Origin of the sequence: Janibacter sp. HTCC2649 (assembly GCF_000152705.1) — a bacterium.
Taxonomy (GTDB): Bacteria; Actinomycetota; Actinomycetes; order Actinomycetales; family Dermatophilaceae; genus Knoellia.
This window is the reverse complement of the sequence record NZ_CH672413.1, coordinates 3,196,872-3,218,357: the sequence shown is the minus strand read 5'-3', so window position 1 is coordinate 3,218,357 and position 21,486 is coordinate 3,196,872. Positions and strand designations below refer to the sequence as shown.

Sequence of the window (21,486 nt, the reverse complement as noted above, 5' to 3'; positions counted from 1 at the left end):
CGGGGCACTTCGGTGTCACAGGTCGAGGGCCCCAGTGAGACCCACGAGGCTCACCAGTAGGGGTTGTCCCGGTAGTCGCTGCCGGCAGCCGCACAGCCCACGGACTCCACGCAGGCAACGACCGTGGCGTCATTGATGCGCCGCGACGAGGACCACGACGCCGACGACTCCGTGTAGGGCGCGGACTCGCAGGTTCCCTCGTCCCGGCGGGTCCCCACCGTGGTCCACCCGGAGTCGCCCTCGTAGCGGACCTGGAACTTCAGGATGGCCACGTGGCCGTCGCCCGGGCAGGTGTCGTTGACGTAGATGTCCTGCCACACCACCTTGGTCGAGCTGGACCAGTTCACGTAGGCCGTGGCCGTGGACCCGCCCCCGCCCATCGCCGTGTAGTGCGAATAGACGTCTCCGTCGACGGCTGCTGCCGACCCCATCCCAGCGCCCAGCACCACAGGTGTGGTGATCAGACTGGCCAACGCCATTCCGACCGCTGCCCGCCGAGCTTTCCTCAGAGTTCCCACGTGAGCCTCCTCAGTGTCCGGGAAAAAGCCCCATTGCTTCCCCCCTGTGCGTCAAAGGTTTACCAGTGAACTCCACCGCCCGCATGTCGAGGAGATCCAACCCCACGACGGGCATGCCGAACAAGGCCCGGATCGAGCGCTGCAAGAACCCCCGGCTACGCTCAGTTCCCCTGTCGCGCAACGCAACTCACCGAATCTGGCGGCTCGGTCAGCCGATCGAGATCTCGTCTCGTGAAGCCTTGAGCGCGATGTCGCTGCGGTGGTGCGATCCGTCGAGCTCAACGAGCTCCACAGCGGCGTAGGCGCGATCCCGAGCCTCCGCGAGGTCGGCCCCCGTGGCGACGACGGACAGCACCCGACCTCCAGACGAGACGAGCGCACCATCACTGTCGAGGGTCGTGCCGGCGTGGAGAACGTATGCCGTCGGCACACCTTCGACCTCCTCCAGCCCGGCAATGGGGTCACCCGTGCGCGGCGTCCCCGGGTAGTTGTGGGAAGCGACGACGACGGTCACGGCGTGATCCGGTGACCAGCGCAGGACCTCGTAGTCGTCGAGCCGATGGGTTGCTGCGGCCTTGAGCAGGCCACCCAGAGGAGTCAGGAGGCGGGCCAGGACGACCTGCGTCTCGGGATCACCGAAGCGCGCGTTGAACTCGATCACACGCGGCCCCCTCGACGTGATGGCCAGACCGATGAAGAGCACGCCGACGAACGGGGCCCCGCGGCGCCGCATCTCGTCGATCGTCGGCTGCGCCACCCGAGCCACGAGATCAGCCGTGAGGCTGTCGGGGGCCCAGCCCAGCGGGCTGTAGGCACCCATGCCACCGGTGTTGGGGCCCTGGTCGTCGTCGCCAACGCGCTTGAAGTCCTGGGCGGGCGACAGCGGAAGGACAGTCACACCGTCGCTGAGGACGAACAGCGAGACCTCCGGACCGTCGAGGAACTCCTCGACGACGACGCTGCCACCCTCCTTGGCCAGGCAGGCCTCGGCATGAGCCAGGGCCGCGTCACGGTTCTCGGTGACGACGACGCCCTTGCCTGCCGCGAGGCCGTCCTCCTTGATGACGTGAGGGGCACCCAGCGCATCCATCGCATCCGCGACCTGCTCGATGGTGGTGCACACGTGCGCCAGACCGGTCGGCACATCAGCGGCCGACATGACGTCCTTGGCGAAGGACTTGCTGCCCTCGAGGCGAGCCGCCTCGGCCGAGGGGCCGAAGACATCAAACCCGTTCTCGCGCAGGACATCCGCCACACCGGCGACGAGGGGAGCCTCCGGGCCGATGACCACGAGGTCCACCGCGTGCCGCTGGGCGATCGCCAGGATCGCGCCTCCGTCGGTCGCATCACGCAGGGGCTCGCACAGGGCGAGCGCGTCGATACCCGGGTTGCCGGGCGCGGCGATGACCGCGTCGACGACCTGATCCGCCACGAGGCTGCGAACGATGGCGTGCTCACGAGCACCGGAGCCGACGACAAGGACCTTCATGGGCGCCAAGCCTAGGGGCGAGGACGGTGCGGCCGGGACGGCAGTCCGCAACACGGCATACGCGGCTGGTTCTTGGTCTTGCCCACACCCGGACAAAGGTGTGGGCGCGACGCGCCCGGGGAGCAGGGGGGTACCCCCGGGTGCGCCGCGCCCGTTCACGCGGCACTCACAGTTGGGGGGAACTGGAGGCTCTGCGTGAACGTCGACGAGGTCGACGTGAACAACCATGACACGTCGTTCACCCTTCATTCAAACCGAACGGCGGCGGATTCCTGACAATGTCGCTTTCCCGCCATTAGTGTGAGCGTGTGACCGAGGCCCATTCCCGCCCGCTGGAAGACGAGTTGACCACTCGGATCTACCTCCTCCTGCTGCGTCTGCCCTCCCCCCGGCGGACAGCACTGCTCCAGGAGGGATTCACCGGCGAGGAAGTCGCCACCGCCCTGGCCAACCTCCACGAACGCGGCATGGTCGACTCGGCCCGGCGCGACGTCATCCACGTCTATCCGCCCGACACGACCCTCCCGGCCTACGCGGCCGACCTCGAACGCCAGGCCCGGGCCACGCGATCGGCGATCGACGGCCTTGCCCACATGTACTACGAGGCCCGCAGCGAGGGCGGCGGCGGCCGCACGAGCCCCGAGGTCTCCCTGCTGGACACGGTCGAGGACATCGAGGCCGCGTTCTTCCGCGCGGCCAGCCGGGCCGAGAGCCGCATCGTGCGCCTCGTCGCCCGCAGCGACCGCATGGACAAGGTCGTCATCCGGCACGCCGAGTCGATCATCGCGGCCCGTCCCACGACGACGCGGCCGAGCCTGGAACGCATGGTCGTCTTCGAGCAGTCGATCCTCGAGGTCGAAGGGGCCTTCAGCGCGCTCGAGACCATGCGCGCCGACGGCATCGACGTGCGACTCACACCGCACCTCGCGTTCTCCGTGCTCGCCGTCGACCGCACCGCCTCCGTCATCGACATCAGCCACCTCGAGCCAGGCGGCGGCGGCTCCCTCTACGTCCAGCAACGCCAGCTCGCCAGCGCGCTCATGGACATGTGCATCGGCCTGTACTCCCTGAGCACGCCTCTGCCGCGCACCCCCCGGGGACCGACCCTGAGGCGCCTCACCGACCGCGACGGGCAGATCATCGCCATGCTCGCCGCGGGCGCGAGCGACCTCACGATCGCCCGTCAGCTGAGCATCTCGCAGCGCACGGTCGAGCGACGGGTCCGCACGATCCTGGAGGAGCTCGGCGCCACGACGCGCTTCCAGGCCGGCACCATCGCCGTGCGCCGCGGCTTCCTCTGAGCGGGCTCCTGGGCGTCATGGCGACCCGGTCACGAAGGGTCCTGCGCGCGCGTAGACTCGTTGTTTCCGTGCGCTGGGCGCACGGCACATCCGCAGCACTGCAGGGAGGGCCTCGAACGTGACGACCACGCGCCCCGGTGCCACTGACACCTCGGCTGATGTCGCCCGTGAGATCGAGATCGAACAGGCTCATGTCGATCGCGTCTACGCCGAGCTCGAGAAGGCGTCGCGTCGCGCGAACGACGTCGAGGCCGACGGCATGGCGCGCGGCAAGACGATGCGCACCGGCAACGTCCGCGACGAGGAGATGACCGGACTCTTCGAACGCGATGCGCTTGTGTATGCCGCCGCGAAGCGCCGTGCCGCGATCGAGAAGCAATACGAAGGCCTCGTCTTCGGGCGCCTCGACCTCGGCGACATGGAGACCGCTCCGGGCGACCGGGACGTCCGCCACATCGGCCGGCTCGGCGTGCGGGACGACGACTACGAGCCGCTCGTCATCGACTGGCGCGCGCCCGCTGCTGCCGCCTTCTATCGCGCCACGCCGGTGGACCCGATGGGCGTGCTCCGCCGCCGGGTGCTGCGCTGCAGCGGCGCCACCGTCATCGGAGCCGAGGACGACCTCATGGTCCCCGAAGCCCCCGAAGGCCTTGTGGTCCTCGGCGACGGCGCCCTCATCGCTGCTCTGACCCGCAGCCGCGGGCGGCAGATGCGCGACATCGTCGCCACCATCCAGCGCCACCAGGACGAGGCGATCCGCGCGCCTTCTCGTGGCGTCACCGAGATCACCGGCGGGCCAGGCACCGGCAAGACGGTCGTCGCCCTGCACCGCGCGGCCTACCTGCTCTATTCCGAGCGGCGACGCTTCGAATCGGGCGGCATCCTCGTCGTCGGACCCTCGTCCGCCTACACCGCCTACATCGAGCGGGTCCTGCCCTCACTGGGCGAGGACAGCGTCTCGCTCCGCGCCCTCGGCGACCTCGTCGACGGTGTCACGGCGACGCGCCTGGACCAGCCCGAGGTCGCTGCGGTCAAGGGCTCGCTGCGCATCCGGCGCCTGCTGTCCCGCGCCGCCACCCGACCGCCTGAGGGCGCCCCGACCCAGCTGCGCGCCTTCATCAACGGCCACGCCGTGCGGCTCGATGAGGCTGTCCTGCACCGCATTCGGCGCCAGGTGCTCCGCTCGAGCCAGCACAACGTCGCCACGAAGCACGCCCGCGAGGAGCTTGTCCAGGCGGCCTGGAAGTCGATCCGCCAGGGTGAGCGCGACGAGTTCTTCGACGCCTTCGACTCCTCTCGCGACATCGACGAGTTCATGCGGGCCTGGTGGCGCCAGCTCGACCCACGCGAGGTCCTGCTGACCCTGGCCGACACGGACCACGTCTACGGCCTCGCCAGGGGCGTGCTCGACCACGAAGAGGCCGCGGCACTGGCCCACTCGATGCGCGAGGCCCTCGAACTCGGCTCGTGGTCCGTGTCCGACATCGCGCTCATCGACGACCTCTCGGCCAAGCTCGGCCAGGTCCAGGAGCCCGAGGCCGAGGAGCGCGGCTTCTATGACATCGAGGAGTACGACGACCTCTCGTCCTACGGCGTCCTCGACGTCCGGGCCGGTGTCGACCGTCGAGTCCGAGACGACGACAACCGCAGCGTCGTCACTCCGACCGACGCCCGCGAGCGCCTGCTCCACGGGCGCATCGACCGCCCGTCCAGCAGCGCCCACGTCCTCGTCGACGAGGCACAGGACCTCTCACCGATGCAGTGGCGCATGCTGGCCCGCCGCGGACGCAACGCCTCGTGGACCGTCGTCGGCGACGCCGCACAGGCTTCCTGGGGAGACCTCGAGGAAGCGCGCGCCGCTCGCCTCGAGGCCTACGGGTCGCACCAGCTGCGCGACTTCCACATGGACACGAACTATCGCAACGCCACCGAGATCTTCGACTACGCCCGCGACGTCATCCTGCCCCTCGTCCCCGACGCCGACATCCCAGTGGCGGTGCGCGAGACCGGAATTGACCCGATCGACCGTGTCGTCGAGGCACCGCCGATCGCGTCTGCAGAGGCCGCAGTCGACGAGCTCCTCACCGAGGTCGAGGGCTCGATCGCGGTCATCACACCGGCGCGCTGGGCCGACCGGCTCGCACACCTCGACGGCGCCGGCAACGGGCGGGTCCAGGTCATCGACCCGCTGTCGACCAAGGGCCTGGAATGGGATGCGACCGTGGTCATCGACCCCGACGCGATCATCGACGAGTCACCCGGCGGGGTGCGCGTCCTCTACGTGGTGCTCACCCGAGCCGCACACCGCATGACGGTCCTCCGCCCGAATACCGTCTGACCCGCCGCACTTCCCCCCTTTGCGTCCGCGCCAATGGTCGCGAACCCAGCCATCCGCGCGGACGCAAGCGGGGTTCCGTCAGTCGAGGAGGGCGTGGCGCTCGATGATCTCGTGGCGGCCGGGGCCGACACCGATGGCCGAGACGCGGGCCCCGATGAGCTCCTCGACGCGCAGCACATAGGCCTGCGCGTTGGCCGGGAGCGACTCGAAGGTGCGGCACTCGGAGATGTCCTCCCACCAACCGGGGAGCTCCTCGTAGATCGGCTTCGCGTGGTGGAAGTCGCTCTGCCCGACGGGCATCTCGTCGTGACGGACGCCATCGACCTCGTAGGCGACACAGATCGGGACGGTGTCCAGGCCCGTGAGCACGTCGAGCTTGGTGATGACGAAGTCGGTGACGCCATTGATGCGGGTGGCGTAGCGGCCGATGACGACGTCGAGCCAGCCGCAGCGACGCGGACGGCCGGTGGTCGTGCCGTACTCAGCGCCGGTCTTGCGCAGGAACTCGCCGTTGTCGTCGTCGAGCTCGGTCGGGAACGGGCCCTCACCGACTCGGGTCGTGTAGGCCTTGAGGATCGCGATGACGCGCGAGACCCGGGTCGGCGGGATGCCGGAGCCGGTGCACGCGCCACCCGCCGTCGCCGATGAGGACGTCACGAACGGGTAGGTGCCGTGGTCGACGTCGAGCAGCGTGGCCTGGCCTGCCTCGAGAAGGACGTTCTTGCCGGCGTTGAGCGCCTGCTCGAGCACGAGCGCAGTGTCAGCGACCATGGGACGCAACCGGTCGGCATACGACAGCAGTTCTTCCACGACGCGATCGGCGTCGGCAGCACGCGTGTTGTAGATCTTGACGAGCACCTGGTTCTTGAGCGACAGTGCCGCCTCGACCTTCTGGCGCAGAATGCCCTCGTCGAAGATGTCCTGGATCCGGATGCCGACGCGGTTCATCTTGTCGGCGTAGGTCGGGCCGATGCCGCGGCCGGTCGTGCCGATCTTCCGGGCCCCGAGGAAGCGCTCGGTCACCTTGTCGAGGGTGCGGTTGTAGGGCGCGATGACGTGCGCGTTGGCGCTGATGAGCAGCTTGCTCGTGTCGACGCCGCGCGCGTTCAGGCCGTCGAGCTCCTCGAAGAGCACCTCGAGGTCGACGACGACGCCGTTGCCGATGATCGGCGTGACGCTCGGCGTGAGGATGCCGGAGGGCAGGAGGTGGAGGGCGTACTTCTCGCGCGTGCCGTCCTCCCCCTCGATGACGACCGTGTGTCCCGCGTTGTTGCCCCCGTTGAACTTGACGACGTAGTCGACGTCCTCGCCCATGAGGTCGGTGGCCTTGCCCTTGCCTTCGTCGCCCCACTGGGCTCCGACGAGCACGATTGCCGGCATTTGGTTCTGTCCTTCCTTGCGCGGAAGGCCCGCGCGTGCGTGACATGCGAGGGACCCGGCGCGTGGTGACGCGGCGGGCCCCCGATGAGGCCAAGACTAGCGTGGCGCCGGTCACGCCTCGTCCGATGACTGCCTAACGGATCCTCGGTCGCTTGGATGAGAGGGCGGCGCCGAGCTGGAAGCGGGTGTCGACTCCGTGGACCGACATGAGCGCCGCGATCCGCCGACGCACGGTACGCAACCCGATACCGAGGAAGCGCGCGATCGCCTCGTCCTTGAGACCCATGCCGAGCAGCTCGAGGAGTCGCTCGTCGCCGGGCAGGCTGGCCGCGAACGGCACGGCGTGCGCGTGCTCCCACGCGAGATCGAAGTGGGCCGCGAGAGTCGAGATGAGCAAGGGGTCTCGGATGACCACGTAGCCGGAGCTGATGTCGCCCCACTGCCGCAGGGCCACGGCGCCGACGTCACCGAACACGGCATACTCCGACCCGACCTCGGGCAGGAGTCGCTGCGCCTCGCCGACCGTCGACCACGATCGAAGCCACTGGAGCCCCTGCGGGGTGTCGAGCGCCTTCGCGGGATAGATCGTCCGCTGGATGTTGCCGTCGGCGACCCACTGCTGGTTGTGCCGCATCGTGGCGTCGTCCAGCGCAGGACCGGCATCGACGACCATCACCAGATTGCGCAGGATCCCGCTCGAGTCGTGGATGAGCCGCTGCACGACCGTCGGCGCCATCTCGTCGCTGATCGGCTCGACGCCGGGCGTCGGATGGGCAGGGTCGGTTTCACGCAGCCGGTCGAGCAGGCCTCGCACCTGGCCGAGGTCGCGCAGTCGCTCCTCGATCCGCGCGTCCTCGCGGTCGAAGTACTCCTCGAGCAGTCGACCCGGCGAGGTGATGTCCGGGGAGTTCACTGACATGGGGCCTCCAGCACGTGCGAGATGGCAGGTTGCTGCCATTGGCATGTAAGTGTCGCAGAAAAGTCTGTGCGGAGTGCATGATGGCTGCACGCTCGTCCCAAGGTGGCAGGGGACACTCGCGGACGGGTACGCGCTTCGGCGCGGCGCTCCCTGGCAGGGGAAGAGGGGCTCGGACCAAGGTCCGAGCCCCTCTCGCGTGCCTTTTCACTGACGGGTATGCCGTCCGGCTGGCTGGTGTCGTGCGGTTACAGTCCCAGCTCGCGCGCGCCAGCGGCCGAGGAGTCACGCAGGAAGTCGGCGCAGCGACGTTCCTCATCGGTCTCGCCGATGGCGCCGGCTGCCTTGGAGAGTGCGGCGAGGGCGCGCAGGAAGCCGCGGTTGGGTTCGTGCTCCCACGGGACCGGGCCCTGACCACGCCAGCCGTTCTTGCGCAGCGAGTCGAGGGCACGGTGGTAGCCGGTGCGCGCGTAGGCGTAGCCCTCGACCGTGCGACCGTCGGCGAGCGCGTCCTCGGCGAGCGTGGCCCAGGCGAGCGACGACGTCGGGTGGGCCGCGGCGACCTGGTCGGCCGCCACACCCTCGTCGAGCAGTCGCGCTGCGGGATCCTGCGGGAGGCGGGTCTCGGGGATGCCGAGGAGGTTCTCTGTCATGGAGTCCTGTCAGTTCTGGTGGGTGCCGGCGGAGCGGAGGTTCTGGCACGCCTCGACGACGCGCTTGGCCAGGCCGGCCTCGGCCTCCTTGCCCCAGGCGCGGGGGTCGTACTGCTTCTTGTTGCCGACCTCACCGTCGATCTTGAGCACGCCGTCGTAGTTCTTGAGCATCCAGTCGGCGACCGGACGGGTGAACGCGTACTGGGTGTCGGTGTCGACGTTCATCTTGACGACGCCGTAGTCGACCGCGGCCGAGATCTCCTCGGGCAGCGAACCGGACCCGCCGTGGAAGACGAGGTGGAACGGCTTGGCACCCTCGGCGAGGCCGAACTCCTTGGCGACCGCAGCCTGGGCGGCCTGGAGCACCTCGGGGCGGAGCTTGACGTTGCCCGGCTTGTAGACGCCGTGCACGTTGCCGAACGTCAGCGCGGTCATGTAGTAACCGTTCTCGCCGAGACCGAGCTTCTTGGCCGTGGCAATGGCGTCCTCGGGGGTCGAGTAGAGCTTCTCGTCGATCGCACCCTCGACGCCGTCCTCCTCGCCACCGACGACGCCGACCTCGATCTCGAGGATGACGTTGGCGGCGTGGCAGGCGGCAAGCAGCTCCTCGGCGAGGTCGAGGTTCTCCTCGAGCGGCACGGCCGAGCCGTCCCACATGTGGCTCTGGAAGATCGGGAGGCCGCCGGCCTTGACCCGCTCAGTGCTGGCCGCGAGGAGGGGCCGGACGAATCCGTCGAGCTTGTCCTTGGGGCAGTGGTCCGTGTGGAGCGCGATGTTGACCGGGTAGTTCTTGGCCACGACCTCGGCGTAGGCCGCGAGTGCGAGCGAGCCCGTCACCATGTCCTTGATCGTCGAGCCGGACGCGTACTCACCGCCACCCGTGGAGACCTGGATGATGCCGTCGCTGCCGGCCTCGGCGAAGCCGCGGATCGCCGCAGTGATGGTCTGGCTCGACGTGATGTTGATGGCCGGGTAGGCGAACGAGCCGTTCTTGGCCCGGTCGAGCATGTCGGCATAGATCTCAGGTGTGGCGATGGGCATGGGGTCTCCTTGTCAACGGTGAGCAGGATCTCCCACCGATCCTTCCACGAGGGCCTCCGCGACAACAGGCAAGTCCCAACCACCGACCGCCGTCAGGCGGTGATGCGTGCGGGGCCGGCCTTGGCGAAGGTCGCGACCGCGTGCTCGATCACGAGCTCCGGGACGTCGTGCTGGGCACAGTGCCCGGCGTGGCCCAACGACGCATGGGTGGCGTCGGGAAGTCGACGCCTGGCCACCTTGGCCTGGGTCGGGAGGAGGACGCGGTCGCGATCGCCCCAGAGGATCATCGTCGAAGCCGGCCGGCGAGATCGCCGTGGCGGATGCGACTCGGCCCCGGGCCGCGAGCTCCAGCGCGATGGCGCCGCCGAGCAAGTTCCCGATGACGTCGTGCCGGATCCCAGGAAGGGTGTGGGGGTCAGGTCTTGGGAATCGAGGGAGTTGGTGCCCCATCGTGGCGAACCTCACCACGTCGGCGCTCCAGATGCCGTCGTTCGATCTCGTTGTCACACAGAGAAATCGCCGTGTCGAGCGCGCTCCTGGCACCCTCGACGTCCCCGGCACGGGCGAGGAGCTCGCCTCGGACAGCGGGCAGTCGGTGCCCCGGGAGGTCGAGGTCGTCGAGCAGTGCCAACCCTGCCCGCGGCCCGTCGAACTCCGCCACAGCGACTGCCCTGGCGACGCGCACGGCCGGTGACGGGGAGACCTGCTCGAGTGCGGCATACAGGGTGGTGATGCGATCCCAACGCGTGGCTTCGGGCGACGGTGCCGTTGCGTGCTCGGCGGCGATGCGCGCCTGCAGGCGATAGCTCTCGGACTGCGGCGACGACCCGGATCCCGTGACGTCGAGGAGTGCCACCGCCTCGGCGATCTCGTCGTGGTGCCAGCGGGTGCGGTCCTGGTCGGGGAGGAGGACGAGCGACCCGTCGGGACTCACCCGGGCATCGCGTCGCGAGTGCTGGAGCGACATGAGGGCGATGAGGTGGGCGAGCGCGTCGGTCGGGCGAAGGGCGTGGGCGACGCGGGCGAGTCGGATCGCCTCGCCTGCGAGCTCGGCGCGCAGGAGGTCGGGTCCGCTCCCCGGCGCGTAGCCGGCCGTGAAGGCCAGGTATGCCGTGTGCGCCACGATGTCGAGCCGCCCACCGATCGCTTCGGTCCCGGGGATGGCGAACGGGATGCCCGCACTGACGATCTTCTTCTTGGCCCGGGTGATGCGCGCCGCCATCGTTGGTTCGGGGACGAGGAAGAGGCGCGCGACGTCGGCGGTCGAGATGCCCATGACGAGGCGGAGCGACAGGGCGGCAGCGCCCTCTGCCGGCAGAGCGGGGTGGGCACACATGAGGACGAGCCGCAGGAGGTCGTCGTTGACGACAGAGCCGTCATCGACCATGACTCCCTCCTGGGGTTGACGGTGGGTCGCCTCGACGAGCAGGAGTGGTTCCTTGCGGGCGGCCATGGCTTCGGCGCGAAGCCGGTCGAGGATGCGGCGCCGGGCCGCAGTGACGAGCCAGGCACTGGGATTGTCGGGTTCGCCGTCTTTTGGCCAGCGGGCCTGAGCCGTCGCAACGGCTTCGGCGAGGGCATCCTCGACGAGATCGAGGCGTCGGAACTGCGCGAGGAGGAGGGCCACCAGACGACCCCACTCCTCGCGCACGACGCGCTCGAGGGCGGTCACGCGGGCGCGACCTCGCCCGTCGAGATGGTCGGTCGGATCTCGATGGCGTAGTCGGACGGCAGCAGTGCCGCCCCTTCGATGGCGACGTCGAGGCTCGGGAGCTCAACGTCGTAGTAGCCGCCGATGGTCTCCGCCGTCTCGACGAACGGGCCGTCGGTGACCACTCGTTCACCCTCGACGTGGCGGACGGTGGTCGCATCGCTGACGCCGGCCAACGGAGCCGTCGCGATCGTGCGCCCACGCTGGGCGATGAACGCATGGAAGCGCTCGTGATCATCCATCCACGACTGCTGCTGCTCGACTGTCGCCTCACCCCAGATGCTCTCGCGGTAGGCGAGGAGGAAGACGTAGCGCTTCATGACGCCGCCCGCTCCTCGTCGGTGACGACCGGGCGGACCTCGATCACGTCACCGAGTTCGGCGAGCAGGCGGCAGCACTCGAGGAGGTCATCGAGGTTCTCGGTCTTGACCTGGTAGAAGCCGCCAACCTGTTCGGCAGACTCGGCGAACGGGCCGTCGGTGACCGGGCCACCTCCGGCGCGGACGGTCTTCGCGGTTGTGGGGCGGTGCAGCTCCGCGCCGCCTGTGACCTGGTGACCGCGCTTGGCGAGCTCTTCACCGAACCGGCCGTAGACGGCATACCCTGCCTTGCGTTCCTCGTCGGTCATCGTGATCCACCAACGGTCGGCGTCTCCGATGATGAGGACGACGTATTCCTTCATGGCGCTCTCCTTGTCTCAGACCATCTGGCGGAACTCGATGTGTTCGCCACGTCCGGCGAACTCCTCGCAGATGCGACGCAGGCCCGGGCCGTCATCGGAGTCGACGAGGTAGAAACCGACGATCTGCTCGACGCATTCGGTGAACGGGCCCTCGGTGACGAGAGCCTTCCCGCCGTTCTCGCCGGGGCGCATCGAGACAGCGTGCGCCGACGGCTCCAACGGTCCGGCGGCGACGATCTCGTGCTGACCTGCGGCGAGGTCGCGGTGGAACTGCTCGTGCGAACGCATCCCCTTCTCGTGCTCCTCGGGTGGCAGCTCTGCCCACTCGGCCTCGGGTGCCGGCAGCAGGATGAGAAAGCGACTCATCGAGTTCTCCTGATGGTTGTGGTGAGTGAGGGCGCGAGTGCGACCTCACTCCCCTGACGAGCGAACCACAGGCGAATCGACAACTCGACCCCAAGCTCGCTCAGAACGGGATGACTTCGGGTGGTGGCGGTGGGAAGTCGAGCAGGATCTCGTCCCAGAACCCCACGCCGTTCTCGAGGGTGCGGTCGAGCTCGATGGGGTGCGGTGGGCCGCCGTAGGTGTTGCCGCGAACGTCGAAGGTGATCGGGTGGGCGCGGGGTTGGGCGTTGGCGGGGCCGCCGAGGAGTTCGATGAGTTCTTCCTCGAAGGTCGTCGAGATCTCGACGGGGTCGGTTGTGGCGCGTCCCGACGTGGTGGTGCCAGCGGTGATGAGGTGGAGGTGGTCCACAGGCCAGGTGGTGCGTTGCAGTCCGGTGGGGTCGCTCCAGGTGACGGTGCCGTCGGGGTGGAGCTTCACGCTCCAGCCGTCGCGTTGCTTGATCTGGTGGTGGCGTCGGCACAGGCACATGAGGTTTGAGGGTGTGGTGGGACCGACGGGCCAGGGTCGGACGTGGTCGAGGTCGCACTGGCGTGAGGGCACACCGCAGGCGGGGAAGCGGCAGGATCCGTCGCGCAACCTGATGAGTCTGGCCATGGGATCGGGGACCCGGTAGGACTGGCTGAAGTCTTCGAGGTCTTGCCCGCAGCGTTCGGCTTTGCGGTGAGCGTGCCGGGCTCGGGCCTGACCGCGGGCGTACGCGGCTGGGACGTCACCGCGCAAGAGCGCACCGGTGTCGTTGTCGCAAGTCAGGTCGCGGTCGGGGTTCGAGGTGCCGGCTTGGTCGAGCCATTCACGGCGGACGAACGTCGTCCCACCCTGCCCAAGCCCGCCCACTTCGACGAGGTCCTCGGCCGCACCAGAAGGTGCAGGGGCCTCCCGTGATCTGGTGGTCTCGTCAGCAGTGGTGGTCTCGTCGGCGGTGGTGTCGGTGGGTCGCTTCGTCGTCGGCGGCGCGGGTGGCGTGGATGATGACCTTGACGTCGGAGTGTTCGAGGATGAGTTCCATCATCGCGTCAGACCGAGCCATCTCCAGGTTGCTGGCTTTCTTGTCGCGCACCAGCTGACGGGCGCGTTCGGTGACAGCAGCCCACGCACCTCGGGCGTCTTCGACGCGGAAGTCACCACGCCAGTGATCGGTGCCGTGCTCCCCGGTTCGGCGGGTCAACCCACGCCGGGCCCGCTCGTCCTCGGCTTCCTGGGCGACCGCGTCCGGGTCGACCTGCGCCGCGGTGCGCGCCAGGAGCCGGCGCAGCGGCCCCGTGGTCAGTTGTCCCCACACGTCCTTGACCCGCTCCACAACCTCAGCCGCGGACTCCGGAGACAGGAACTCCGTCTCCTCCGTGACGACCCGGGCACGCTGCTCATCCAAATCCCCTGAGGCCATGGCATCGACCACGACCGGGGTGCGGGTCAGCTGACGGATCGCATCGAGGATCCGGTTCGTCGCGACATGCACCGACACCCCCCAACCGGGGCGCCGCCAGCTCGGGACCGTCCTGGCGTTGGTGCCCCAACCCGTGATGGACCTCCACGCTGGTGCCGTCCTCCTGACGGTGGACATCACGCGCGGACAGGTGCGCCAACGCGACCGCCTGCCGGGCCGACGCCGCGTCCTTCTCCCGCTGCGCGAGCTCGATGACATCCAGGAGCTCCTCGGAACTCAACTGGTGAGCGGAAGCACGCAACGCGGCATACCGGCCCTCAAGGGCGGCGGTCGCGGAGGTGCTTTCCATGACCTGATTTTACTCGAACGTGAGTTCTAGAGTCAAGGATTTCGAGATACGCCCTGGGCTGAATTCCTCACTCCCACAACACAATTCAGCAATTGGGCAACCCACGTCAGGCCCTCGTCAACCACGCTAGCAATGCACACTGACAACGACCCCAGCCTCAGTCGCGCAAAGCGTCCGGCAGGGGCGCGGAGTGGACGACGGTGAGATCCGAGACGGCTCGGGTGAGGACGACATACAGGCGCCGCAGACCCGTTCGTTCGTCGGGCTCCGCGGCCGCGATCTCGGCCGGTTCCACCACGAGGACGTGGTCGAACTCGAGCCCCTTGGCCACCGTCGCTGGCACAACATCGACCTGGTGGTCCACGTCCCCATGAGTGGCACCGAGAGTGCCGTGCTCGATCCCACCCGAATCCAGCGCGCGGGACACCTCGGACACCCGTGCGTCGGGAACGATGACGCCGATGCTCCCCGCGAGCATCCGCAACCGATCCACCTCGATCACCGCACCAGCAACGAGTTCGGCCATCTCCACGGACACCAGGTCCAACCGACCAGGATTGTCTCGCACCGATTCCGGAGCCGCGAGGCCGGGCGCAGCCTGAGGCAGCAACCGCGCCGCGAACTCGATCACCGATGCCGGCACACGGAAGCCACGCCGCAGTTCCGACACGATTCCGTCGGGTTTGCCGAGGTGTTCGAGACTCTCCGCCCATGACGCCGTCGACCACGGGGTGGTCCCCTGCGCAATGTCACCCAGCACTGTCGCCGCCCCGGTCGAGCACCGACGCCCGACCGCCCGCAGCTGCATCGGCGAGAGATCCTGCGCCTCGTCCAACACCACGTGGCCCAGGCTCGGCGTCCGGTTGAGCAGGTCGGCCAACTCGTCGAGCAGCACCGTGTCAGCCAACGACCACTTCGTGGATCCCGCTGTGCGAGAGGGCTTCTCCCACAGCAGCAGCTGCTGTTCGTCGTCGCTCAAGACCCCATCCGCGGCAGCGGCGAGCACGACCGGATCCGACAACAACCTGTGCAACAGCGCACGGGCGTCGACCTTGGGCCAGAGCGATGCGGCATACGCCTTGACCGGAGCGCTGCGCGCGATGGCGTCCTGGACGCGGTCGTCCGGGTACTCCCCCAGAGCCTCCATCTTGACCAACACCGCGTGAGCAAGCCTCTGCGGCAACAGAAACCGGGCCGCGTCATAGCGGATCTCGCGTCCCGCGAGCCCATCGACCAGAGGAGCAATGTCGTATGCCGCCACGCGCCACCGCCGCGCCCCTCGCGGCACGACCATCGCCTCACTCGGCGGCACGAGATGCGACCACACAGCCCGATGCAGCACCGCCGCCATCCGCGCGTCACCCTTGAGTTGGGCAACGGCAGTCGCCTCGGTCGCACGGATCGGCACCGATGCCGTGAGCGCCTCGATACTCGTGTGCCGGACCTCGACCTCACCGAGCGTGGGCAGGACCGCGCCGATGTGGTCGAGGAAGGCGTCGTTGGGTCCGATGACGAGGACGCCACTCCGACCGAGCCGCGCACGATAGGCGTAGAGCAGCCACGCCGCACGGTGCAGACCCACGGCCGTCTTGCCCGTGCCCGGCGCACCCTGGATGCAGACCGTCGTCGTCGCGTCGACTCGAACCAACGCGTCCTGCTCGGGCTGGATCGTGGCCACGATGTCTCGCATGGGGCCGACGCGCGGACGCTCGATCTCACTGGCGAGGATCTGCGAGCGCGCCTCCGGCTCACGGACATCGAGCAGGTGCTCGTCCTCCATCGCAGTGATCGAGCCGTGGTCGTAGCCGAAGCGTCGCCGCAGCCGCACGCCCATCGGCTCCGTGTGCGACGCCCGATAGAACGTCGTCGACACCGGCGCCCGCCAGTCGATGACCAAGGGATCGCCGGCGTCGTCGGTGACGTGACGGCGGCCGATGTACCAGCGCTCGTCCGTGTCGAGGTCGACGCGGCCGAAGAAGAGCGCGGTCGTCGGGTCGTCCTCAAGGGATCGGGCCCGGCGCCACAGGGTCTCGGCGAGCCGCTCCGACGAGACGGCGTCACCGCCCTGGATGTCGAGCGAGAGGGTGCGTTCGCGCATGCGACCCAGCTCGGCGCGGGCGTTCGCGAGGTGGTGCTGTTCTTCCGTGAGCTCCTCGTTCATGGGCATGACGAAGTGCCTCTCCTGAGCTCAGGTGTGTTGGGGGGAAGAGACAGCCTAGGTGATCGGCTGGTCGAAGACGTGCCGTCGCACCCAGGCGTGCATGGCGATGGCGGCGGCAGCGCCGGCGTTGATGGAACGGGTCGACCCGAACTGCTCGATGTGCAGCGTCGCCTCGCACTCGGCGCGCATCGCCTCCGACAGCCCCGGCCCCTCCTGCCCGAAGACGAGCATCGCGTTCCTCGGCAGGTCGAACGTCTCGAGCGGGCGGCTGCCGGGGAGGTTGTCGATCCCGATGAGGCGTATGCCGTTCGCAGCGGCCCACGTGGCCAGGTCACCTGGTGTGGGGTGGTGGTGTTCGTGCTGGTAGCGGTCCGTGACCATCGCACCGCGCCGGTTCCATCGGCGTTTGCCGACGATGTGGAAGGCGGCCGCGCCCATGGCGTTGGCGGTGCGGACGACGGAGCCGATGTTGAAGTCGTGCTCCCAGTTCTCGATCGCGATGTGGAAGTCGTGGCGGCGGGTGTCGAGGTCGGCGACGATCGCGTCGTGCCGCCAGTAGCGGTAGCCGTCCACGACGTTGCGTCGGTCGCCGTCGCGCAGGAGGTCTGGGTCGAGCCGGTCGTCGTCGGGCAGCGGCCCCTCCCAGGGGCCCACGCCAACGGTCTCGCCGGGAATCCGGTCGCGCTCGTCACTCACGGGGCCAACAATGTCAGGCATGACCGACCAGACGTACGACGACATGTGGGTGGCGCCCGACGAGGACCCCCGCGAGAGCGACAGCCCGCCCATGGGGGAACGCGACAACTACGCGGCATACCTGCGTCATCGTCGGCAGACGCTCGAGCTGAAGTGCGACGGGCTCACCCCCGAGCAGATGGCGCAGCGTTCCGTCCCGCCGTCGTCGATGTCCCTCCTCGGGCTCGTGCGACACCTCGCCGAGGTCGAGCGCGGCTGGTGGCGTCGCACCCTCGCTGGGGAGGAGGCGGACCGACTCTGGGGTCCGCCGCGCGCCGACGCGGACTTCAACAATGTGGTCGGTGACCAAGCGGCGGTCGACGACGCTTGGGCGGCATGGCGCGAGGAGGTCGCCTACGCCGAGGCGTGGCTCGCCGCGCACGACGACATGGGCGAGGTCATCGACGCGGGCCACCACGGCGAACTCAACGTTCGCGACGTCGTCGTCCACCTCATCGAGGAGTACGCCCAGCACCTCGGGCACGCCGACCTGCTGCGCGAGTGCATCGACGGCAGCACCGGGCAGTGAACCTTTCAGCGGTCGCTCAGCGACACGGCATACGCTTGCGCCCGTGATGATGCCCTCGCTCGGCCCCGACTTCATGGATCCTCAGTGGCTCCTCGACCGCTTCGGCTCCCAGTTCTTCTGGGTCAGTGTCCTCATCGTCTTCGTCGAGTGTGGGCTGCTCTTCCCGATCCTCCCCGGTGACTCACTGCTCTTTGCGATCGGCCTGTTCATCCACGGCGGCGAAATCAGCATCAACATTGTCTTGGCGTGCGTCATCCTCAGCATCGCCGCGTTCCTCGGCAACGTCGCCGGCTACGAGATCGGACGAGCCATCGGCACCCCGCTGTATGAGCGCGAGGGTCGCTTCATCAACAAGAAGTACTTCGACCAGACCCACGCCTTCTTCGAGAAGTACGGCGCCAAGGCCCTCGTCATCGGCCGGTTCGTGCCGATCGTGCGCACCTTCATCACCGTCGTTGCCGGCGTCGGCAAGATGGATCGCCGCCACTTCTTCGTGTGGAGCGCCGTCGGCGCCGTCCTGTGGGCGACGACCATCACGCTCCTCGGCTACTTCCTCGGTGGCATCAAGTTCATCCAGGACAACCTCGAGGCCGCCGTCCTGCTCATCGTCCTGGTGTCCGTCCTGCCCATGGTCTTCGAGTACCTCCGGCACCGCAGCAAGGCCCGCCAGAGCGCCTGAGCGAAGTCAGCTCCAGCTGGGCGGCGGAGGCGGAGCGCCAGTCCCCTGCCCCCCACCGAGGTCCTCGTCCTGGACCTGCTGGGCGGGCGCGGCCGAGGGCGGTGGCGGCGGAGGCACGCTTCCGGGCGGAGGAGGCGCAGCCTGAGTGGCTTCATGGGCGCTGCGCACGGCACCGGGAGGCGGCGGCGGAGCTCCGGGCGCGGCATACGCCGAAGTCAGCGTGAGGTTGAGTCCACCCGTGGACTCCAGACGCTGCAGCTCTCCCATGATCCGCTGGTGCTCCTCCGCCGATCCGGGACGGCCCTGCGCGCTGAGATAGGTGAGGGCCCCGAGGTCGCGCAGCAGCCGGTCGGCCTGCGCACCGCCGCCGCCCCCGCCCCCGAGGTTGCCGCTCATCAGGTTGGGGTTGGCGGCCTGGAAGTCGGCCGCCGCCTTCTTCGCGTCGGTCGCGGCCTGCTTGGCCGCGGCGGTGGCCTTGTCGAGGAACCCCATGAATGCCTCCTGCATCGTCGTGACGAGTCTGTCGAAACCTTAGTCCCGCGGTGAGGCTGAGGCCTAGGTTCGGAGCAGGAGTTCGCCGCCGTCTCGGGCGTGCGACATCACACCCGCGAGGGGTACTGACGATGACGATTCACGGCTCGCTGTTCCAGGACTTCAAGGAGAAGGAGACGGCCGACCCGTTCTCCCTGCAGAACAAGAAGCTGCTCCGTGTCGACATGCGCTACGGCGAGGTCATGGCTCGGGCCGGTTCGATGGTCGCCTATCAGGGCGACGTGCGCTTCGCCAAGAAGGGCTCGGGCATGGGGAAGTTCCTCAAGTCCGCGGTCACGGGCGAGGGCATCACGATGATGACCTGCTCCGGGCAGGGCGACCTGTTCCTCGCCGAGTCCGCCGCCGAGGTTCAGATCATGTATCTGGAGAACGACGCCATCTCGGTCAACGGCAACAACGTCCTCGCGTTCAGCAGCTCGATCACGTGGGACATCCACCGGATCCAGGCTCGTGGGGCGGCCATGACCGGCGGTCTCTACAACGTGTCACTGCAGGGCACCGGCTATGTCGCCGTGACCACCAAGGGCGACCCCGTGGCCCTCGATGTCGCGAGCGCCCCCACGTTCGGTGACGCCCAGGCGGTGGTCCTGTGGACGGCCGGAGTCCACATGGACGTCCGCGTGGACACGGGTGGCATCGGCTCGCTCGTGCGCGGTGGGACCGGCGAGACGTTGCAGATGGCCTTCAGCGGTCAGGGCTACGTCCTCGTCCAGCCCAGTGAGTCGGTCGTCGACGGCAGCCACCAGCAGCATGGTGGCGGCGGAGGTGGGGGCGCGGGCGGCCTCCTCGGGCAGGTCCTCGGCTAGGCGCTCGGATCAGTTGCGGGGCAGGGAGATCAGACCGATCTTGTATGCCGCCGTGACCGCGGCCGTCCTGTCCGTCACTTCGAGCTTGGCGAAGATCCGCAGCAGGTGGGTCTTGACCGTCGCCTCGCCGATGAAGAGTTCTCGTCCCACCTCACCGTTGGACAGTCCCCGGGCGACGGCCTGAAGGACGTCGAGTTCACGCGGGGTCAGCTCGACCTGTGCGGGGGCGCGCAACCGTTCGGCGAGCCGGGCTGCCACGGGCGGGGCCAGGACGGTCTCACCCAGTGCGGCCCGTCGGATGGCGTCGGCGAGGACGGCTGGCGGCGTGTCCTTGAGCAGGTAGCCGCGCGCTCCGGACTCGACGGCTCGCACGATGTCGGCGTCGGTGTCGTAGGTCGTGAGGACGAGGACCTCGGGCGGGTCGGGTTGGGCACGCAGCCGAGCGGTGGCCTCGGCACCGTCCATGACCGGCATACGCAGATCCATCAGGACCACGTCGGGCGCGAGCCGGGGCGAGAGGGCGAGCGCCTCGGCACCGTTGCCGGCCTCGCCGACGACGTCGAGGTCCTCGAGCTCACTGAGCAGGGCCACCATGCCGGCGCGTACGACGGGGTGGTCGTCGACGACGAGGATGCGGATCATCGGGGCAGCTCCATGACGAGTCGGGTTCCGCGCGGCTTGGCGCGAGCGATGCTGACCTCTCCCCCGAGTTCGGTTGCGCGAGAGCGCAATCCGTCGAGTCCGAAGCCCATCTGGGCAGTCGTGGGATCGAACCCAGCGCCGTCGTCCTTGACCTCGAGGGCAACGCGCTCGGCTTCATAGGTGAGCGTCACCGCGGCGGCCTTGGCGCCCGAGTGGCGTCGGACGTTGGACAGGGCCTCCTGTGCCCCGCGTAGGACGACGACCTCGGCGTTGCCCCCGAGCGGCGCCGGTTCCCCGGCGACCGACGACGACACCTGTATGCCGGTCTCTCGCGTCATCGTCTCGGCGAGCCGTGCGAGCGCCTCGACGAGAGTGCGCGACTGAAGGTGTCCGGGCGTGAGCTCGGCGACGATGACCCGGGCCTCGGCGAGGTTGTCGACGGCTGTGCTCTCGATCATCGCGAGCCGCTCGCGGGCCTTGTCGACGTCGTCACGCTCGAGGGCGGAGCTGGCGGCGCGAGAGAGCGCGATGACCGACGTGAAGCCTTGCGCCAGGGTGTCGTGGATCTCGCGGGAGAGGCGGCTCCGCTCGTCCTGCACTCCTTGGGCGTGCTCGACGGCGGCGAGCTGCGCGCGGGTCGACTGGAGCTCGTCGATGACCAGGGCACGCTCCTCCGCCTCTCTGATGATGCGGTGGATGAAGAGGCCGAGCGTGGCCGACAGGACGAACGAGATGAGCACGGAGACGAGGGCTGCCGGCACCATGTCTGCCGGGTCGTCCGAGGGCAGAACCGTGGCTGTGAAGAGGGCCAGGAGGGCAAGACCCGTTCCGATGAGGGCGTGGCGCTTCTCGAACGTCGCCCAGATCTGGGGAAAGAGACAGAAGAACAGCAACCACGACTCGAAGTCGGGGTCGATGAGGATGACGGCGAGGACGCAGGCCCAGGCACTCAGCTGATACAGAACGGCATACACCGTTCCCTCGCGCTGGATCGCACGGCGACCGAAGAGCGTGTAGGCGAGCGCGATCCCCAGCAGGAGGAGCAGGGTCGGCAGGCGGCCGTGCTCGCCCGGCGCGTCCACGAGAGCGATGGCGCAGGCCGTCGCGATGATCGCGTAGCAGCTGAGGTGCCACCACTTCGCCTGCCCGCGCCACATGGCCGCGAGCTGGTCGCTCGAGAGCTCTGCGGACGGGGTCGGTGAAGCGGTCACCGG

At 68.7% G+C, this 21,486-nt stretch carries 25 protein-coding genes; 7 read left to right on the top strand and 18 right to left on the bottom strand.

The window, feature by feature from the left end; all coding sequences use genetic code 11:
* Positions 1-50: 50 nt before the first annotated feature.
* Positions 51-518 (bottom strand): hypothetical protein, encoded by a 468-nt coding sequence (locus JNB_RS15365; protein WP_148232458.1) that lies wholly within the window; start codon positions 516-518, stop codon positions 51-53.
* Positions 519-726: 208 nt separating this feature from the next.
* Positions 727-2,007, bottom strand: a complete 1,281-nt coding sequence (gene purD / locus JNB_RS15360) for a phosphoribosylamine--glycine ligase (RefSeq protein ID WP_009777426.1) — start codon at positions 2,005-2,007, stop codon at positions 727-729.
* A 308-nt stretch (positions 2,008-2,315) separates the two neighbouring features.
* Here purD and JNB_RS15355 point away from each other — a divergent pair, with 308 nt between their 5' ends.
* Positions 2,316-3,308 carry a helix-turn-helix transcriptional regulator gene (locus tag JNB_RS15355; RefSeq protein WP_009777425.1) on the top strand — a complete coding sequence of 331 codons (993 nt, stop codon included), beginning with the start codon at positions 2,316-2,318 and terminating at the stop codon, positions 3,306-3,308.
* A gap of 118 nt (positions 3,309-3,426) precedes the next feature.
* On the top strand, positions 3,427-5,646 hold the full coding sequence (locus JNB_RS15350) for an AAA family ATPase (RefSeq protein WP_009777424.1): 2,220 nt from the start codon (positions 3,427-3,429) through the stop codon (positions 5,644-5,646).
* A gap of 78 nt (positions 5,647-5,724) precedes the next feature.
* On the opposite strand, the gene JNB_RS15345 is transcribed toward JNB_RS15350, so the two are convergent.
* The 10 genes from JNB_RS15345 to JNB_RS22000 form a co-directional block, all read right to left on the bottom strand.
* Positions 5,725-7,026, bottom strand: coding sequence for an adenylosuccinate synthase (locus JNB_RS15345; protein ID WP_009777423.1), 1,302 nt, complete (start codon positions 7,024-7,026; stop codon positions 5,725-5,727).
* 133 nt (positions 7,027-7,159) lie between these two features.
* A complete protein-coding gene (locus JNB_RS15340) occupies positions 7,160-7,945 on the bottom strand; it encodes a transcriptional regulator (protein ID WP_009777422.1) in 786 nt (261 codons plus the stop codon).
* Between the two features lie 245 nt (positions 7,946-8,190).
* Positions 8,191-8,595: a DUF3151 domain-containing protein gene (locus JNB_RS15335; RefSeq protein WP_009777421.1), complete on the bottom strand. Its 405-nt coding sequence runs from the start codon at positions 8,593-8,595 to the stop codon at positions 8,191-8,193.
* Positions 8,596-8,604: 9 nt separating this feature from the next.
* Positions 8,605-9,636 carry a class II fructose-bisphosphate aldolase gene (fbaA, locus tag JNB_RS15330; RefSeq protein WP_009777420.1) on the bottom strand — a complete coding sequence of 344 codons (1,032 nt, stop codon included), beginning with the start codon at positions 9,634-9,636 and terminating at the stop codon, positions 8,605-8,607.
* Between the two features lie 92 nt (positions 9,637-9,728).
* Positions 9,729-9,923 (bottom strand): alpha/beta fold hydrolase, encoded by a 195-nt coding sequence (locus JNB_RS21580; RefSeq protein ID WP_009777419.1) that lies wholly within the window; start codon positions 9,921-9,923, stop codon positions 9,729-9,731.
* A 128-nt stretch (positions 9,924-10,051) separates the two neighbouring features.
* Positions 10,052-11,308: an RNA polymerase sigma factor gene (locus tag JNB_RS15320; RefSeq protein WP_009777418.1), complete on the bottom strand. Its 1,257-nt coding sequence runs from the start codon at positions 11,306-11,308 to the stop codon at positions 10,052-10,054.
* Positions 11,305-11,667: a YciI family protein gene (locus JNB_RS15315; protein ID WP_009777417.1), complete on the bottom strand. Its 363-nt coding sequence runs from the start codon at positions 11,665-11,667 to the stop codon at positions 11,305-11,307. The genes JNB_RS15320 and JNB_RS15315 overlap by 4 nt, the downstream gene beginning before the upstream one ends.
* Positions 11,664-12,029, bottom strand: a complete 366-nt coding sequence (locus JNB_RS15310) for a YciI family protein (protein WP_009777416.1) — start codon at positions 12,027-12,029, stop codon at positions 11,664-11,666. Before JNB_RS15310 ends, JNB_RS15315 begins: the two co-directional genes overlap by 4 nt.
* A 15-nt stretch (positions 12,030-12,044) precedes the next feature.
* The gene (locus JNB_RS15305; RefSeq protein WP_009777415.1) at positions 12,045-12,395 is read right to left on the bottom strand and encodes a YciI family protein; all 351 of its coding nucleotides are present in this window, start codon (positions 12,393-12,395) and stop codon (positions 12,045-12,047) included.
* A 100-nt stretch (positions 12,396-12,495) separates the two neighbouring features.
* Positions 12,496-13,011, bottom strand: a complete 516-nt coding sequence (locus JNB_RS22000) for an HNH endonuclease signature motif containing protein (RefSeq protein ID WP_237700672.1) — start codon at positions 13,009-13,011, stop codon at positions 12,496-12,498.
* Between the two features lie 60 nt (positions 13,012-13,071).
* Between JNB_RS22000 and JNB_RS21995 the strand changes: the two genes are divergently transcribed.
* A complete protein-coding gene (locus JNB_RS21995) occupies positions 13,072-13,317 on the top strand; it encodes a hypothetical protein (protein ID WP_237700671.1) in 246 nt (81 codons plus the stop codon).
* Between the two features lie 13 nt (positions 13,318-13,330).
* Here JNB_RS21995 and JNB_RS21990 read toward each other — a convergent pair whose 3' ends face one another.
* Complete coding sequence (locus JNB_RS21990; RefSeq protein ID WP_237700670.1) at positions 13,331-13,891, bottom strand: DUF222 domain-containing protein; 561 nt, start codon at positions 13,889-13,891, stop codon at positions 13,331-13,333.
* Between the two features lie 46 nt (positions 13,892-13,937).
* Between JNB_RS21990 and JNB_RS21985 the strand changes: the two genes are divergently transcribed.
* Positions 13,938-14,198, top strand: a complete 261-nt coding sequence (locus JNB_RS21985) for a hypothetical protein (protein WP_237700669.1) — start codon at positions 13,938-13,940, stop codon at positions 14,196-14,198.
* Between the two features lie 127 nt (positions 14,199-14,325).
* Here JNB_RS21985 and JNB_RS15285 read toward each other — a convergent pair whose 3' ends face one another.
* A complete protein-coding gene (locus JNB_RS15285; RefSeq protein ID WP_009777411.1) occupies positions 14,326-16,329 on the bottom strand; it encodes an ATPase AAA in 2,004 nt (667 codons plus the stop codon).
* Between the two features lie 54 nt (positions 16,330-16,383).
* The gene (locus JNB_RS15280) at positions 16,384-17,046 is read right to left on the bottom strand and encodes a TrmH family RNA methyltransferase (protein WP_050766632.1); all 663 of its coding nucleotides are present in this window, start codon (positions 17,044-17,046) and stop codon (positions 16,384-16,386) included.
* Between JNB_RS15280 and JNB_RS15275 the strand changes: the two genes are divergently transcribed.
* A complete protein-coding gene (locus JNB_RS15275; RefSeq protein WP_148232457.1) occupies positions 17,045-17,593 on the top strand; it encodes a DinB family protein in 549 nt (182 codons plus the stop codon). The genes JNB_RS15280 and JNB_RS15275 overlap by 2 nt on opposite strands.
* Before the next feature lie 49 nt (positions 17,594-17,642).
* Positions 17,643-18,272 carry a DedA family protein gene (locus JNB_RS15270; protein WP_050766631.1) on the top strand — a complete coding sequence of 210 codons (630 nt, stop codon included), beginning with the start codon at positions 17,643-17,645 and terminating at the stop codon, positions 18,270-18,272.
* A 6-nt stretch (positions 18,273-18,278) separates the two neighbouring features.
* Here the strand turns inward: JNB_RS15270 and JNB_RS15265 are convergent, their stop codons facing one another.
* Positions 18,279-18,764 (bottom strand): hypothetical protein, encoded by a 486-nt coding sequence (locus JNB_RS15265; protein ID WP_040883877.1) that lies wholly within the window; start codon positions 18,762-18,764, stop codon positions 18,279-18,281.
* Between the two features lie 131 nt (positions 18,765-18,895).
* On the opposite strand from JNB_RS15265, the gene JNB_RS15260 reads away from it, so the two are divergent.
* Complete coding sequence (locus JNB_RS15260; protein WP_009777406.1) at positions 18,896-19,630, top strand: AIM24 family protein; 735 nt, start codon at positions 18,896-18,898, stop codon at positions 19,628-19,630.
* A gap of 9 nt (positions 19,631-19,639) precedes the next feature.
* Here the strand turns inward: JNB_RS15260 and JNB_RS15255 are convergent, their stop codons facing one another.
* Positions 19,640-20,272 carry a response regulator transcription factor gene (locus tag JNB_RS15255; RefSeq protein ID WP_009777405.1) on the bottom strand — a complete coding sequence of 211 codons (633 nt, stop codon included), beginning with the start codon at positions 20,270-20,272 and terminating at the stop codon, positions 19,640-19,642.
* On the bottom strand, positions 20,269-21,483 hold the full coding sequence (locus JNB_RS15250) for a sensor histidine kinase (RefSeq protein ID WP_009777404.1): 1,215 nt from the start codon (positions 21,481-21,483) through the stop codon (positions 20,269-20,271). Before JNB_RS15250 ends, JNB_RS15255 begins: the two co-directional genes overlap by 4 nt.
* Positions 21,484-21,486: the final 3 nt, after the last annotated feature.

Excerpts from the sequence above, each read along its gene's own strand:
- purD (WP_009777426.1), bottom strand. The coding sequence starts at position 2,007 with ATGAAGGTCCTTGTCGTCGGCTCCGGTGCTCGTGAGCACGCCATCGTT.
- JNB_RS15345 (WP_009777423.1), bottom strand. The coding sequence starts at position 7,026 with ATGCCGGCAATCGTGCTCGTCGGAGCCCAGTGGGGCGACGAAGGCAAG.
- JNB_RS15340 (WP_009777422.1), bottom strand. The coding sequence starts at position 7,945 with ATGTCAGTGAACTCCCCGGACATCACCTCGCCGGGTCGACTGCTCGAG.
- JNB_RS15335 (WP_009777421.1), bottom strand. The coding sequence starts at position 8,595 with ATGACAGAGAACCTCCTCGGCATCCCCGAGACCCGCCTCCCGCAGGAT.
- fbaA (WP_009777420.1), bottom strand. The coding sequence starts at position 9,636 with ATGCCCATCGCCACACCTGAGATCTATGCCGACATGCTCGACCGGGCC.
- JNB_RS21580 (WP_009777419.1), bottom strand. The coding sequence starts at position 9,923 with ATGATCCTCTGGGGCGATCGCGACCGCGTCCTCCTCCCGACCCAGGCC.
- JNB_RS15315 (WP_009777417.1), bottom strand. The coding sequence starts at position 11,667 with ATGAAGCGCTACGTCTTCCTCCTCGCCTACCGCGAGAGCATCTGGGGT.
- JNB_RS15310 (WP_009777416.1), bottom strand. The coding sequence starts at position 12,029 with ATGAAGGAATACGTCGTCCTCATCATCGGAGACGCCGACCGTTGGTGG.
- JNB_RS15305 (WP_009777415.1), bottom strand. The coding sequence starts at position 12,395 with ATGAGTCGCTTTCTCATCCTGCTGCCGGCACCCGAGGCCGAGTGGGCA.
- JNB_RS15285 (WP_009777411.1), bottom strand. The coding sequence starts at position 16,329 with ATGAACGAGGAGCTCACGGAAGAACAGCACCACCTCGCGAACGCCCGC.
- JNB_RS15275 (WP_148232457.1), top strand. The coding sequence starts at position 17,045 with ATGACCGACCAGACGTACGACGACATGTGGGTGGCGCCCGACGAGGAC.
- JNB_RS15280 (WP_050766632.1), bottom strand. The coding sequence starts at position 17,046 with ATGCCTGACATTGTTGGCCCCGTGAGTGACGAGCGCGACCGGATTCCC.
- JNB_RS15270 (WP_050766631.1), top strand. The coding sequence starts at position 17,643 with ATGCCCTCGCTCGGCCCCGACTTCATGGATCCTCAGTGGCTCCTCGAC.
- JNB_RS15265 (WP_040883877.1), bottom strand. The coding sequence starts at position 18,764 with ATGGGGTTCCTCGACAAGGCCACCGCCGCGGCCAAGCAGGCCGCGACC.
- JNB_RS15260 (WP_009777406.1), top strand. The coding sequence starts at position 18,896 with ATGACGATTCACGGCTCGCTGTTCCAGGACTTCAAGGAGAAGGAGACG.
- JNB_RS15255 (WP_009777405.1), bottom strand. The coding sequence starts at position 20,272 with ATGATCCGCATCCTCGTCGTCGACGACCACCCCGTCGTACGCGCCGGC.